Origin of the sequence: Psychrobacter sp. Ps1 (genome assembly GCF_022129425.1) — a bacterium.
Classification (GTDB): Bacteria; Pseudomonadota; Gammaproteobacteria; order Pseudomonadales; family Moraxellaceae; genus Psychrobacter.
The window spans coordinates 97,529-112,855 of sequence record NZ_JADQAN010000009.1 but is presented as its reverse complement, the minus strand read 5'-3'; the positions used below and the strand labels follow the sequence as shown (position 1 = coordinate 112,855).

Sequence of the window (15,327 nt, the reverse complement as noted above, 5' to 3'; positions counted from 1 at the left end):
TACTTTAAAAGTTGCCAGCTTAGGCTACTTCTCCATCATCAAAAAATCCGCTTATCATCGACAGGCTTTGCGAATTTATTGATGTTGGTTTCGATGTTTTTGGCAATATCTAGATAATATTGTGCAAACTCATCATCAGCTAAGACGCTTGGCACGCCTTTATCAACTTGTGCACGAATGCCACTGGCAAGTGGTAGCTGACCCAATAGCGGTACCTGATACTGCTCAGCGATAAATTCACCGCCACCCGTACCAAAGATCGCTTCGGTGTGATTACAGTTGCTACAGGTATGTAGCGCCATGTTTTCAACTACGCCAAGCACAGGAATGTTGGTTTTGTTAAACATCTCAACGCCTTTTTGCGCATCGAGCAAGGCAACATGCTGCGGTGTCGTGACAATGACAGCACCCGTGACTGGAATACGCTGCGCCAATGTCAGCTGTATATCACCCGTACCGGGTGGCATATCAATCACTAGGTAGTCTAGCTGGGGCCAATTGGTTTGATTATATAGCTGCATCAATGCACCCGTGGCTTTTGGTCCACGCCATGCAACCGGAGTATTATCTCCATCAAGCAAGCTACCGATAGAGAGCATTGCCATACCATGCGCATCGACCGGTACGAATTGCTCGTTTTCTAGTTGCGGCTTCACATCAGCAACGCCTAGCATCGTTGGCATACTAGGACCATAGATATCGGCATCTAGCACACCAACGCGATTGCCAAGCTTCTGTAGTGCTAAGGCAATGTTGACCGTGGTGGTTGATTTGCCAACACCGCCCTTACCTGATGCCACAACAATAATATGACGGATACGAGGATGCGCGGCCAACGATGCTTGCGTAGGTGCAGCTTTCGTAATCGGTGGCTCAGCGTTAGTGTTACTATCATTGTTATTAGCATCAGATGAAGGCTGAGACTCCATCGCATTGGTTGTCTTTGGCATCTGCTTTGGTAAGCTTGAACCTGAACCCTTTTCTGGCGCAGGCAGACGCACGTTCATATGAATCGTGGTAATACCATGCGGGTGTAGCAACTGCCCAAGCTCCTGCTGGATAACTTCAGGATTGCTGTCTTTCGGCAAACGCAGGTCTAACGTAAGTGCTTCGCCATCACGCTCAAGCCCTGTGACCATCGTGGCAATACTGACAGCACCTATCTCATATCCAAGTAGGACTTTGTCGACGGCACTATCACGCTCTGCCTGCTGCTGAGGCGTTTCGGTTTTTGTGGTTTTTTTCTTCATAAAGTTAAACATAGCTACTATTATGGCCTATACAAGTGGGTAGATCTGGCAAATCGCTCAAGTTGTCTCATTGTGTATCTTACAGCTGATAGCGTTAATGAGTATATTAGCCAAACCTTCTATCGTGACAGTGTAGCTGAATTGGAGGCATAAAAAAACCACAACGCCAGTAGGTCTGGCGTTGTGGTATATGCAATTTGTACATATATTAATTCATAAACCAACCATGACTGGCCACGATAGATTGTCCAGTGAATACATTGGTTGGGAAAGCCGCTAAAAATAGTGCCAATTGAGCAATATCTTCTACTGTCGTAAACTCTTTATCTACTGTATTGACCAACATAATATCATTAATAACTGACTCTTCACTGATGCCTTTTTCAGCTGCTTGCTCTGGGATTTGTTTTTCGACCAATGGCGTTTTGACAAATCCTGGGCAAATCACATGCGAGCGTACTTTATGCGCTGCACCTTCTTTGGCCAATACACGGCACAGTCCTAGTAGTCCGTGCTTAGCAGTCACGTAAGGGGCTTTATATAATGAGGCCTCATGCGAGTGCGCAGAACCCATATAAATAACTGTGCCGCCCTTATCACCTTTATACATGTGCTTAATCGCGGCTTTAGTGGTCAAAAAAGCGCCATCTAAGTGGATGTTAAGCATTTTTTTCCAATCGCTAAACGCCATTTTATCGATAGGGTCAATAATCTGAATGCCAGCATTAGAAACCAAAATATCAATACTACCAAAAGTATCAACTAGCTGTTGTACACCGTCGTTTACCGCATCTTCTGAGGTAACATCCATGGCAATTGCTAGAGCACGTCCACCAGCAGCTTCAATAGCATCAACGGTTTTTTGTGCCGCTTCGAGATTAATATCGGCAATACCAACCGCTGCGCCTGCTTTTGCATAAGTTTCAGCGATGTCACGTCCGATACCGCTTGCAGAGCCAGTGACCAATGCTACTTTGCCTGTCAAATCTTGTTCTAATTGGGTCGCCATACATATTCCTTATCATGGTCTAAAATACTATTAGTTTTTATAAAATTGAACTGAACAAATACGCCACTATGATTATAGTGGCGTATTTATTTGCGGGATAAAACAGATTAATCTTACGACAGTCACTTTACTGTACAAAGTTTACTGAATAATACTTACTGGCGTTTTTTCTTGTAGATCATCAAAGCTCACACCATCTGCTAATTCAACCAGTTTGAGGCCTTCATCAGTAACATCTAATACAGCAAGCTCAGTAATGATACGATCAACCACGCCTTTACCCGTCAATGGTAGCTCACAGTTTGCCAAGATTTTTGGTTCGCCATGCTTATTGACTTGTTCCATTAGGACAATCACACGCTGTACGCCTGCAACCAAATCCATCGCCCCGCCCATGCCTTTAACCATCTTTTTGGGAATCATCCAGTTGGCAAGGTCGCCTTTTTCTGAGACTTCCATTGCACCCAATATTGCCAAGTTGACATGACCGCCACGAATCATTGAAAAAGACTCTGAGCTACTAAAATAGCTAGCACCAGCTTCTGCAGTCACCGTTTGCTTGCCCGCATTAATCAAGTCAGCATCAACGTTTTCTGCTGTAGGGAACTCACCAATACCTAGCAAGCCATTCTCTGATTGTAGCCATACGTCCACGCCTTCAGGGATGTAGTTGGCGACCAACGTTGGAAGACCGATGCCTAGGTTCACATAGTAGCCATCTTGTAGCTCTTTTGCAGCGCGTTGCGCCATTTGCTCTCTTGTCCATGCCATGCTGATTTCCTTATTTTTTGCGATATTCTATTTTTATTCATTTAGATAGCCAGTTATCGAATCAATTAGCTTTCTAAACTATTATCAATCTAAAATTAACTGTTGATTTCACGTACGATTAAGCGTCGACCACGTTTTTATTTACGCGCCTTCTACAGCTTTAGTCGTGGTCTTTTCAATACGTTTTTCAGGGCTAGCATTCAATACAATACGCTGAACAAAAATACCTGGCAGATGCACTTCGTCTGGATCAAACGTACCTGTCTCAACGATTTCTTCGACTTCAACAATTGTGATTTTACCGGCCATCGCACAATCTGGATTAAAGTTACGAGCCGTTTTATTAAATATCAGATTGCCCGCTTTATCAGCTTTTTGCGCTTTGATTAGAGCGATATCAGCACGTAAGGAATGCTCCAACACATAAGTACGACCATCAAAATCACGCGTTTCTTTGCCTTCAGCGACTAATGTACCTACGCCTGTTGCGGTATAAAACGCAGGGATACCAGCACCGCCTGAGCGCAGTTTTTCAGCCAAGGTTCCTTGAGGCGTCAACTCAACTTCTAACTCGCCTGCCAAATACTGGCGCTCAAACTCTTTGTTTTCACCCACATAAGATGAAATCATTTTTTTGATTTGGCGTGTCTGTAGCAATAGCCCAAGACCGAAGTCATCGACACCAGCGTTATTACTGATACAAGTCAGCTCTTTAACTTTGCTATCACGCAGCGCTGCAATTAATGCTTCTGGAATACCGCATAGACCGAAGCCACCGATCGCGAGCGTTTGCCCGTCACTAACGACGCCTTTTAGCGCTTCTTCAGCACTGTTATATACTTTTGATTGACTCATGCTTGTCTCCTATGACTGTTATTTATATTTTTAATCCGTGCATAAACTAATGCTGAATTAAGTGTCTCAATTATCCGTTTGATTGTTGCTTTTGATAAAACCTAACAGTGAAAATTCATTATGCTTGTTTTTCTTTTGAGCGTTATAACGCCATATAGACGATTCAATTTAAAAATAGTACAAGGCAACCGAGTGTAGATGTATATTAAATACTTCAAGCGAGGTTAACGCAGTAATACTTTTATAGTGGAATGACTATACCAATAGCCAAAACACGCTCATGATAATGGCACCAGAGACTGCCAGTACTATTAGGCAGTAGCCCATGATAGCGCGTGCATCCAAACCTGCGATACCCAACAATGGCAAAGCCCAAAACGGCTGAATCATATTGGTCCACGCGTCCCCCCATGCAATCGCCATCGCAGTAATGGCTGGACTAACACCTAGCTCAATGCCAGCTGGAATCATAACGGGGCCTTGCACAGCAAACTGTCCACCGCCCGATGGCACAAAGACATTGACCAAGCCAGCACTTAAAAATGCAAAAATTGGGAAACTGTCTGCAGAAGCGGAATTGACAAAAAACTCGGTGACTTGCGTACTGATAGAGATGCCATCCGCATTGGCACCCGTCATAATTCCCATGATACCGCCATAGAAAGGGAACAGCAGTACAATACCTGTGATGCCGCCGATGCCTGAGTGTACGGCACGATAATAACGCTCTAGCGTGCCATGCGATAGCAAACCTATGAACAAGAATAGCCCAATAACGGTATTAAGCCCGAGGTTAAAACCGTTACTACCAAACTCGCTAATATAGTACATCAGTGCTAAGGCCAATAAGATGACAGCAATAATACGGCTATCATCTAATTTTTGTGCAGGCGTGTCTCTTTGTGGCGCGACGTAGATCTCTTCTTTGATCAGCTTAGGATCAATAACCGTAGGATTTTTAGGATGCATAAAGCGATTGACGAGTGGCAAAATAACGATAAGTAAACCCACTAGCAGCATGTTGTAGCCTGCAAATACCGTCTGCGATAAAGGCACTGCTTCTGTCATAGTATTGCCTGACAACGTCAGGAGCGTATCACCGCCCGAGCTAAGTGTCAGCGGTATCGAACCTGAAAAGCCACCATGCCAAATCACAAAGCCTGAATAGGCAGCCGCGACCAATAGCGGATAGTCGACATTAGCGACTTTTCTGGCCAAGGCCTTTGCAAAGATTGCCCCGATGATTAAACCAAAGCCCCAGTTTATCCATGAGCCAACCAATCCCACCAAGGTCGATACGATAATGGCGGTCGTAGGAGAGTGAACACGACTAGCCAGATTGTCCAATAAGCGTTGAATGAATGGCGCACTAGCAAAGGCATAGCCTGTCACTAAAACCAATGCCATTTGCATGGCAAAGCTATGCAGTGACCACAGTCCATTGCCCCAATGCCCTGCCATCGCAATCATATCTTGGCCAGTAATTGCCAGTCCTACAGCAAATGCAATGAGGGTCAATACGATCGAAAACACGAATGGGGATGGTAGATAGCGGTTGACTAACTGTACGCTCGCATTAGTGATGGCACTAAACATATTCACATTCCTTGTAAATTTGATGTTTGGTTTTAAGAGTTATTATTAGAGCTTTATCAGACTTGAGAGCGACGACTGCATACTCTACCTGATAAATGGCACGCATTATATTTTACATTATTATCCATAACAATACATTTTATCTCGCTATATCATGCGTGAAACAGTTGTGATAACTTAACATATTATTTTCGTAGTGATTAGAAAATAACCCAAGAGCACGCGAGTCAACAAAGTATTCCTTATCCTTCAATAATATCGCAATTGGATTTATGTTTAATAGAATATAAAAAAATAAGGTTTTTTGATTAATTTTATTGACCTAAATCTTATTGACCTACATCGATAAGCGCGACATACTCGCTGTCTTAATTTTGCCAAGGAGGGCTATCATGTTTAGTACATTTGCGATTGTCATCACCCTATTATTACTCATGTTTTTTGCTTATCGCGGTTATTCTGTGCTGATCCTAGCACCGATTATGGCGACGCTGGCAGTCTTACTATCAGGTGACTTCTTAAACACCATCCCCGCTTATACCGATGTTTTTATGGGCGCGTTAAGTGGATTCTTGCTTAAGTTTTTTCCTATATTCTTGCTAGGGGCACTATTTGGCCGCCTAATGGCAGACTCTGGCGCAGCAACCGCCATTGCCAATACGGTCGTCGAAAAGCTCGGTGCTAGCAAGGCCATCCTTGCGGTGATTTTGGTCTGTGCTATTTTGACCTATGGCGGCGTATCGTTGTTCGTTGTGGCTTTTGCTATTTATCCAATCGCCAAAGACTTGTTTAGAGCAGCCGATATCCCAAAACGTTTGATTCCAGCAGCGATTGCTCTAGGATCATTTACGTTTACGATGACTGCACTGCCAGGCACGCCAGCCATTCAAAACGCTATTCCCATTCCTTACTACAATACCAACGTATTTGCCGCCCCTATCTTGGGTATCATCGGCGGTACGATCATGTTTATTTGTGGTTGGATGTGGCTGCAATCACGTGCCAGAAAAGCCAATGCAGCGGGCGAAGGTTATGGTCAGCATGACGAAGAAGATGTAGGCGGTGTTGGCGCAACGGCAAAAGAAGCTGAGGTATTAAACACTCATCACACTTCATTCACCGTTGCCATGATTCCGCTGGTATTGGTCATTGGCTTGAACGCTATATTGACCTATGTGGTATTCCCATCGATAGACTTTAGTAGTCTACAAACTCAATTCCCAGACTTGAATATCGCAGGCTCGCTAGGGTTATGGTCAATTATTATCTCGTTGGTCGTAGCTTGTGTGGTGTTAATTCTGCTACGTATTGGACATTGGAATAATCTACAAAAAACCATTAACCGTGGTACTTATGATTCTATGTTGCCGATTTTTAATACCGCATCAGAAGTAGGTTACGGTGCAGTTATCGCGTCGCTCGCAGGCTTCCTTATCATTCGTGATAGCATCCTAAACCTAAACCCTGACAACCCTCTGATCTCAGAAGCGGTCGCTATGACTACGCTTGCTGGTATCACAGGTTCATCGTCTGGCGGCTTGAGTATTGCGCTATCTACATTGGGTGAAGATTATTTAAGAATGGCGGTCAATGCCGGTATCGACCCTGAGCTAATGCACCGCGTAGCCGTCATGGCGGCAGGTGGTCTCGATACGCTTCCGCACAGTGGCGCTGTCATCACCTTGCTAGCGATTTGTGGTCTGACCCACAAACAGTCTTATTTGAACTTGGCGATGGTTACAATGATCATTCCATTGGTCGCTGTGGTCGCTGTGATTATCTTAGGTACGATGTTCGGTTCATTCTAAGCTAACTTAGTCATTTAATCATTTAGTCACTTAGCTATTTATTGTGACTAACTATTGGTATCTAGGTGAATAATGGATAAATAAAAAACCCACTCGGCATACTGCTTGGTGGGTTTTTTCATGGCTGATTGATAACTATTCTATAACTATCAAATACGATGCAAGGCTATTGTTTATGGTTAATAAGTGCTTGCCAAATGAGAAGTAATTACCAAGGAATATCACAAATTTATTTGATTTACGGTATCATAGGCACACTTTTTGAATTTTTATTATTTTTAGAAGTTTTTAGCATTAACGATGTCGCATCGATGAGCGATGAATCGTTTGAGATGTTCGATAACTAACCCGTTTATATAAAAATATAGGTGATTTTGTGCGTGAGATTCTAGTAACCAGTGCGCTGCCCTACGCCAATGGCTATATCCATTTGGGGCATCTTGTAGAATATATTCAAACTGACATTTGGGTACGTGCGATGAAAGCGCAAGGCCATCAGGTTACCTATGTCTGCGCGGATGATGCACACGGTACGGCAATCATGCTCAAAGCAGAAGCCAACAGCGTAACGCCAGAAGAGCAAATTGCCTCAGTTAAAGCCTCACATGAAGCGGATTTTTCAAAGTTCCTTATCAACTTTGATAATTACCACAGCACTCATTCAGAAGAAAACAAACAGTTCTCTGAGCTGATTTATCGTCGTCTCAATGATGCTGGTCATATCAGCACAAAAGACGTCGAGCAGCTATTTGATCCTGAAAAGCAATTATTCTTAGCCGATCGCTTTGTCAAAGGTACTTGTCCAGAGTGTGATTCACCAGACCAGTACGGCGATAACTGTGAAGTATGTGGCACCACTTACGATGCAACGGATCTAAAAGACCCGCATTCGACACTGTCTAATGCAACGCCAGTACTTAAAACCTCTAAGCATTATTTCTTTGATTTGCCAGAGTTTGAGCAGTTCCTAAAAGATTGGACGCGCAGTGACAACCGTTTGCAAACGTCAGTGGCTAATAAACTTCAAGAATGGTTTGAAGCAGGACTTGCCAGCTGGGATATCTCACGCGATGCGCCCTACTTCGGCTTCCAAATTCCAGATACCCCAAGCGATGAGCCAGACAAATACTTTTATGTGTGGCTAGATGCGCCAGTCGGCTACATGGCAAGCTTTAAAAACCTATGTGATAAGCGTGCAGGGACAGACCAAGCACTTGATTTCGACCGCTACTGGGCACAAGAAAACGAGCACAAAACCGAGGTCTATCACTTTATCGGCAAAGACATCGTTTACTTCCATGCCTTGTTTTGGCCAGCCATGCTAGCTGGTAGCGAATACCGTACACCGACAGGCGTCTTTGCCCATGGTTTCTTGATGGTTAATGGCGAAAAAATGAGTAAGTCACGCGGTACTTTTATTAAGGCCGAGACGTATGCTGAGCACTTACATCCTGAATATCTGCGTTATTATTTCGCCAGTAAACTGTCTGATAAAGTTGAAGACATCAACTTAGATTTAGAAGACTTTATGCAGAAGGTAAACTCTGACTTGGTTGGTAAAGTCGTCAATATCGCCAGTCGTAGTGCAGGGTTCTTGGTTAAGAAATACGACGGTATGCTGTCAGAAGTTTGCGTCGAATCAGAGCTGTTAGAAGACATCACCAAAACGGGCGATGAGATTGCTGCTGCCTATGAGAATCGTGAATTCTCGCGTGCTATGCGTTTAATTATGCAGTGTGCGGACAAAGCCAACGAATATATCGATGCCAAAAAGCCATGGTCACTAGCGAAGTTGGAGGGTACTGAGCAAGAAGTTCAAGACGTCTGCTCGGTCGCTATCAATATCTTCCGTCAATTGATGGTTTATCTCGCGCCAGTACTACCTGAGCTGACCGCCAATGCGAAAGAGTTTTTGAACCTTGATGATCTAAGTTTTGCCAGTCGTAATGAGTGGTTACTAGGTCATAAAATTAATAAATTCAAACCACTCATGCAGCGTATCGAAGAAAAAGATATTGAGGCCATGGTGGAAGACTCAAAAGCCTCTCTCGCACAAGTAGACGCTCCTGCCGCGACTGACAATAGCAAGCCTGCCGCAAAAGACAAAGCACCTGCAACAGACGCGGATGCTGAACAAACTAACTATATTGGTATCGAAGACTTTGCCAAAGTCGAGATGAAAGTCGCACACGTTTTAGAGTGTAACCATGTAGAAGGTGCTGATAAGCTACTACAGTTCACGCTAGATGTTGGCGAAGACAAACCACGTAACGTATTCAGTGGTATTCGTAAGTTCTATGAGCCTGAGCAACTGATTAATAAAAAGGTTATTTGCGTGACCAACCTTGCCCCGCGCAAGATGAAATTTGGCGTATCAGAAGGCATGGTATTGTCAACTGGCGAGCCAAAGACAGGCTTAACAGTCGTTACCTTACCGGATGCTTGTGTTGTTGGCGACGTACTGGCATAACGGTTATTTTTAGGATTAAGAAATAAAAAAGATGCCACTAAGGCATCTTTTTTTATGGTTGATTTGTCAAATTTATAAAAACCAAGCCGTAACTTATCTACTCAAGATATCGATAATCTGCAACGTATCATTAATCACTGTCACAATGTTATTCTCTGGGGTACGAATACGAACGTAACGGTCATCATAACGGTCTAAAACGACAGAGCGGTCATAATCCCTTCTATCAATCTTGCCGACTATTCTATAACCGTATCTATCAAGATCACGCTTAAATGAGGCATTCGGGCTAGCATTGCGATAAGCGTTGATACTTGGGTGGGCGTTGCCATTATGCTTATAATTTTTACTGACATGGGCAGAGTTACCTTTGCTATTACCATGTCCATTACCGTGCCCGTTTCCATGACCATCTTTTGCCATAGCAGGCAATCCAATCAAAGAAGTAGCAGTGATACCGGCGATGGTTAATAATTTAAGATTAGCAGTGTTCATAATATTATCCTCAAAATAGTCATTCGAAAAATGGTCATTTGAAAAAGTTAGATAAATGATAGAGTCTATTTCACATCCACTATGGCAGCACAATGTCACCAGAATGACTAGATTATCCTTAGACCTATCATGTTTCTCGTATGAAAATTAGCTTACGTTAATTATGAAGTGAGTACGTAATAGATGCGTTGCTAGGATGTAAGTCTTTTGCATATGGTTTGAGCGAATAAAAGTACCCTAGTGGCATCCGTTATATTTAGATCTGCATAAGAGCTTCAATGCATCACGCGTCTTAATAAGATAAAAAGAAGTGATGATTTTTTTATTATCCATCACCATGACCGCTACACATTAATTTCTTATTGCGATAACTTACATTACTGTCATAATATGAACATAATAATCGATGGAACGATTACTTTATTTAATTGTTAGCCTGCTATCTCAGCATCAACATAGCATTGACTTGGCTAATCTGCATTCTTCAATATCATGGTAAAAAACCAAAGTACACCAAACAGATGAGCAAAATGACTACTATATAAGTTAGTAGGCTCAATCAGTCTGACCGTATCCATTTGGTTTTTACAATTGATATAACCTATGAGTTAACCTAATAATGACTATCGCTTCTACTCTACGCTTAAGCCTATATGGCGTTGCTCTTAGTGCCATTAGCACACTTGGACTAATCGGCTGCTCAAACTCCTCTACCGAGACCGCAGCGACTGCTGAAAATAGCACGGCTACAGACAAACCTGCCAAATCTATTGCCATTACTCAAATCGTTGAGCATCCATCATTAGATGATATGCGCCGCGGTATTATTGATGAGTTGGCTGATAACGGCTATGTCGAAGGTCAAAACCTAACTGTTAACTTTCAAAGTGCGCAAGGGAATACAGCGACCGCAGGACAGATTGCCAAGCAATTTGCAGGAGACAATCCTGATGCAATCGTAGCAATCTCAACGCCTTCTGCGCAGTCAGTGGTAGCCGCGACCACCACTATCCCTATTATCTACACTGCTGTGTCAGATCCGCTAGGTGCCAAGCTCATCACGGCAGATGGCAAGCCTTTTCAAAGCAACTTGACTGGACTATCAAGCCAGTTACCGCTAGAGCCGCAGTTAGATTTGTTACAGCAGATAAAGCCTGACTTAAAGACCATTGGTTATGTCTATAGCCCAGGTGAGGCAAACTCAGTGTCATTACGTGAAAATCTAAAACAAGCTCTGCCAGCACGAGGTCTGTCACTATTAGACATTCCTGCTAATCGCCCAACGGATATCGGTATGGCGACACGCAGTTTGCAAGGACGCGCAGATATCATCTACACCTCATTTGACAACAATGTTGCTTCTGCCTTTGAGGCCATGACCCAAGCAGCAAATGAGCTAAAGTTACCAATTATCGCGTCTGATGAATTCAGTGTAAAACGCGGCGCGACTGCTGCGCTTGGTGTTAATGACTATGATTTTGGTCGTACCACTGGCAAGATGGTATATCGCGTATTAAATGGCGAAGCGGTCAACACCATCAAACCTGAAGTCATGAATGACCTGACCTTATATGTCAGTCCTAAGCACGCCAAAACACAAGGTGTCAGCTTGCCAGCAGAGTTACTAAAAAACGCCATCAATGTTGATATTGATGCTGAAACCAAATAAAAAGTAGTAAGCTATCTATTAGCTCGTCAATTATTTATATAGTGTACGGACACACTATTATTTTAGGAGTAAGACCCATGTTGTCTCAAAATCGTTTTGGTCGTTTTAATTTCGGTAAGGCTTTATTATTAGGTGGTGTATGTACGGCTATCTTGACTGGTTGTAATCAATCAGCACAAGATGATGGCTCCACTGATGCTGCCGCTAGTGGTGATGCAGCGACGGCTATGAAGACCGTTGCTATTACTGCTATCGTCGAACATCCAGCGCTTGATGATGTACGTAAAGGTGTCATCGATGAGCTAAACGAAGCAGGCTTCAAGGACGGTGAAAACCTAACCGTTAACTTCCAAAGCGCACAAGGAAACACTGCTACTGCTGGTCAGATTGCAAAGCAATTTGTCGCTGATGCGCCAGATGTTATCGTCGCTATTGCAACACCGTCTGCACAGTCTGTTGCCGCTTCTACTAGCAGCATTCCATTGGTATTCTCAGCAGTTACTGATCCAGTAGCAGCAAAACTGGTACCTAAGCTAGATGGCTCTGGCACCAATGTTACAGGCGCATCAGATGCCCTACCGTATGAGCCACAAATTGATTTGATGCGTCAAATCATTCCATCATTAAAGAACGTCGGTTATGTCTATAGCCCAGGTGAAGTCAACTCAACGATTATCTTAAAAAATCTAAAAGAGAAACTAACGCCGCTCGGTATCAATGTACTTGAAGCACCTGCACAGCGTAGTAACGACATCGCGATGGCAGCCCGTAGTCTCGAAGGTAAGGTCGATATGATCTATACTTCAACTGACAACAACGTAGTATCAGCGTACGAATCACTTTATCAAATTGCTAAACAAAGTAAGATTCCTCTAATTGCCTCAGATACTAGCTCAGTTGAGCGCGGTGCCGTTGCTGCTCTAGGCGTGAACTACTATGAGCTTGGCCGTGAAACTGGTAAAATTGTCGTACGTATCTTAAACGGTGAAAAAGCAGGTGCTATCCCTGTTTACACTCCACAAGCGCTTGATCTATACGTCAGTCCAAAACATGCTAAAGAAGAAGGCATTACGTTGCCACAAGCGGTTATCGATAAAGCAAAAGAAGTGGTAGAATAACGCACCTTTGTATTTGGCTCACAATAGCAGGTATAAATAGGAAAGCGACACTACTTGATACTGTGTTGTATACCTTAAATATACAGCTAATGATTAAATAAGAAACCCAGCTATGAGTCATTAGGCTGGGCTTCTTGTCTAAACAGAGTCTTTTTTGGAAGCGTGTTTAATAGTGCTGTATTTGTCTGCCAATTTATCTGATACTTGTTAAGTAGAGGATATGTTGATTGATTACACTGCAGTGCCTTGAACCATCGCTTCAAACCAAGGTAGCTTATGATCGTTGTTAATCGTGATATGTTTTGGTTTACCCTAACCGCAGATTGCTTAATCTGTTAAATTCACCGCTTAGCTGTTTAGCAGGTAGATGATTTTGGCAATTGCCATTTACTTATCTTGGTACCATACGCTAGACACTTGGTTATGACTTACTGATCTCTTATGTCTTTAATTGCTTTTTTTGGTGCGCTTGAAAGTGGTCTGATTTATGGCCTAGTAGCACTCGGTGTGCTTATCTCATTTCGTACGCTCGACTTTCCAGATTTGACCGCTGACGGTAGTTTCCCGTTAGGTGGTGCAGTCGCTGGTATTTCTATCATCGCTGGTATCAACCCATGGTTGGCCTGTGCTTTTGGGATGTTAGCAGGTTCAGTCGCTGGTATCGTCACTGCATGGTTGCATGTCAAACTTGGCATCTTGCAACTGCTTGCCAGTATCTTGGTCATGGTTGCCTTATATTCTGTCAACCTACGCATCATGGGCGCGCCAAACCTACCCCTCCTTGGCGAAACCACAGTGTTTAGCACCTTGGTGACCGATGGTAATGGTTATTGGATGCGCTGCCTGATTATCGGTGTCGTTGTCGCAGCTGCTATGTTATTTTTGAACTGGTTCTATAGCACTGAGACAGGTCTGTCGATGCGCGCTACTGGCTCAAACCTAAGAATGGCACAGGCCCAAGGTATCAATACCTCGTGGATGACCATCATCGGTATGGCGATTTCTAATGGTTTGATTGCCTTAGCGGGAGCGCTGTTCGTCCAGACTCAGGGCGGCGCGGACATCTCGATTGGTATCGGTACGATCGTTATCGGTCTAGCAGCGGTCATCATCGGTGAGACCATCATTCCTGCCAAGCGTATTTGGCTGATCACCTTTGCCGTTGTTGTCGGCGCGGTATTGTACAAACTGTTTATTCAGGTCGCACTATCAAGCGATACGCTACGTAGTATCGGCTTTGGTCCACAGGATTTGAACTTGATTACTGCACTGCTCGTGGTACTAGCCTTGGTATTGCCAAAAGCGAAAACCAAGTTTTTATCACGCAAAGTTCGCGCCTAATGACAGTCAAAGCAGGTATTTATAACACTTGCTTCGCTTGAAGAGACAATAAGGAATAACGATTATGATGCAAGCCACTGATTTACGGTTGACCTTTAACCCAGGCACGCCCATCGAAAACCCTGCCCTACGTGGTATCAGCTTAAACATTGCTGATGGTGAATTTGTCACTGTCATCGGTACCAATGGCGCAGGTAAATCTACTTTTTTGAACGCAGTAAGCGGTACGACACGCGTCGATAGTGGCTCAATCTTGCTAAATGGTATTGATGTGACCAAAAAGTCTGCTCATCAACGTGCGCATTGGGTTGCTCGTGTTTTTCAGGATCCGATGGCGGGCACTTGTGAAGCGCTAACGATTGAAGAAAATATGGCTTTGGCCTACAAACGTGGTGGTAATCGCGGTCTGAAATTTGCACTGAACCAGAACAACCGCGATTTGTTTCGAGAAAAACTATCCGTTTTAAAATTAGGTTTAGAAAATCGTCTAACCGATCGTATGGGCTTGCTCTCTGGTGGTCAACGTCAAGCGGTAAGTCTGCTAATGGCATCATTGCAGCCCTCTAAAATCTTGTTGCTTGATGAGCATACTGCAGCTCTCGATCCTAAGACTGCGGCGTTTGTCTTAGAATTGACTGATAAGATTGTCACGGACAATAAGCTGACTACGATGATGGTCACCCATTCAATGCAACAAGCCTTAGCACATGGCACACGCACCGTTATGCTACACCAAGGTCAAGTCGTGTTGGATGTGGCTGGTGACATTCGCAAAGGCATGACCGTACATGATCTACTCGATATGTTCGAGCAAACACGTGGCGAAAAAGTTGAAGATGACAGCCTGATTTTAAGCTAAGTTTTTGAGCTAATACTACCAATAACTTACGACTTATAAATCTGTACCTGTCGAATATAACCACTTCCGACAACTTCAAAGACCTT

12 protein-coding genes are annotated in these 15,327 nt (G+C 43.6%); 6 read left to right on the top strand and 6 right to left on the bottom strand.

Annotated features, from left to right (window positions below; genetic code table 11):
* Positions 1-38: 38 nt before the first annotated feature.
* The 5 genes from apbC to I3249_RS06490 form a co-directional block, all read right to left on the bottom strand.
* The gene (gene apbC / locus I3249_RS06510; RefSeq protein WP_238069179.1) at positions 39-1,262 is read right to left on the bottom strand and encodes an iron-sulfur cluster carrier protein ApbC; all 1,224 of its coding nucleotides are present in this window, start codon (positions 1,260-1,262) and stop codon (positions 39-41) included.
* A 196-nt stretch (positions 1,263-1,458) separates the two neighbouring features.
* Positions 1,459-2,259 carry a 3-hydroxybutyrate dehydrogenase gene (locus I3249_RS06505; RefSeq protein ID WP_238053161.1) on the bottom strand — a complete coding sequence of 267 codons (801 nt, stop codon included), beginning with the start codon at positions 2,257-2,259 and terminating at the stop codon, positions 1,459-1,461.
* A gap of 141 nt (positions 2,260-2,400) precedes the next feature.
* On the bottom strand, positions 2,401-3,030 hold the full coding sequence (locus I3249_RS06500; protein WP_238069178.1) for a 3-oxoacid CoA-transferase subunit B: 630 nt from the start codon (positions 3,028-3,030) through the stop codon (positions 2,401-2,403).
* 141 nt (positions 3,031-3,171) lie between these two features.
* Positions 3,172-3,885, bottom strand: coding sequence for a CoA transferase subunit A (locus I3249_RS06495; RefSeq protein WP_238069177.1), 714 nt, complete (start codon positions 3,883-3,885; stop codon positions 3,172-3,174).
* Positions 3,886-4,140: 255 nt separating this feature from the next.
* Positions 4,141-5,481 carry a TIGR00366 family protein gene (locus tag I3249_RS06490; protein ID WP_238069176.1) on the bottom strand — a complete coding sequence of 447 codons (1,341 nt, stop codon included), beginning with the start codon at positions 5,479-5,481 and terminating at the stop codon, positions 4,141-4,143.
* Positions 5,482-5,873: 392 nt separating this feature from the next.
* Between I3249_RS06490 and I3249_RS06485 the strand changes: the two genes are divergently transcribed.
* Together I3249_RS06485 and metG are read left to right on the top strand one after the other, a co-directional pair.
* Complete coding sequence (locus I3249_RS06485; RefSeq protein ID WP_238069175.1) at positions 5,874-7,289, top strand: GntP family permease; 1,416 nt, start codon at positions 5,874-5,876, stop codon at positions 7,287-7,289.
* A gap of 376 nt (positions 7,290-7,665) precedes the next feature.
* Positions 7,666-9,759 (top strand): methionine--tRNA ligase, encoded by a 2,094-nt coding sequence (metG, locus tag I3249_RS06480; protein WP_238069174.1) that lies wholly within the window; start codon positions 7,666-7,668, stop codon positions 9,757-9,759.
* A 93-nt stretch (positions 9,760-9,852) separates the two neighbouring features.
* Here the strand turns inward: metG and I3249_RS06475 are convergent, their stop codons facing one another.
* Positions 9,853-10,254 carry a hypothetical protein gene (locus I3249_RS06475; protein ID WP_238069173.1) on the bottom strand — a complete coding sequence of 134 codons (402 nt, stop codon included), beginning with the start codon at positions 10,252-10,254 and terminating at the stop codon, positions 9,853-9,855.
* 619 nt (positions 10,255-10,873) lie between these two features.
* Between I3249_RS06475 and I3249_RS06470 the strand changes: the two genes are divergently transcribed.
* The 4 genes from I3249_RS06470 (at position 10,874) to I3249_RS06455 (ending at position 15,241) form a co-directional block, all read left to right on the top strand.
* Positions 10,874-11,923, top strand: a complete 1,050-nt coding sequence (locus tag I3249_RS06470; protein ID WP_102094939.1) for an ABC transporter substrate-binding protein — start codon at positions 10,874-10,876, stop codon at positions 11,921-11,923.
* A 77-nt stretch (positions 11,924-12,000) separates the two neighbouring features.
* A complete protein-coding gene (locus tag I3249_RS06465; protein WP_160020900.1) occupies positions 12,001-13,041 on the top strand; it encodes an ABC transporter substrate-binding protein in 1,041 nt (346 codons plus the stop codon).
* A gap of 441 nt (positions 13,042-13,482) precedes the next feature.
* The gene (locus I3249_RS06460; RefSeq protein WP_101204314.1) at positions 13,483-14,382 is read left to right on the top strand and encodes an ABC transporter permease; all 900 of its coding nucleotides are present in this window, start codon (positions 13,483-13,485) and stop codon (positions 14,380-14,382) included.
* A 64-nt stretch (positions 14,383-14,446) separates the two neighbouring features.
* A complete protein-coding gene (locus tag I3249_RS06455) occupies positions 14,447-15,241 on the top strand; it encodes an ABC transporter ATP-binding protein (protein WP_057759272.1) in 795 nt (264 codons plus the stop codon).
* The last annotated feature ends 86 nt before the right edge of the window (positions 15,242-15,327 follow it).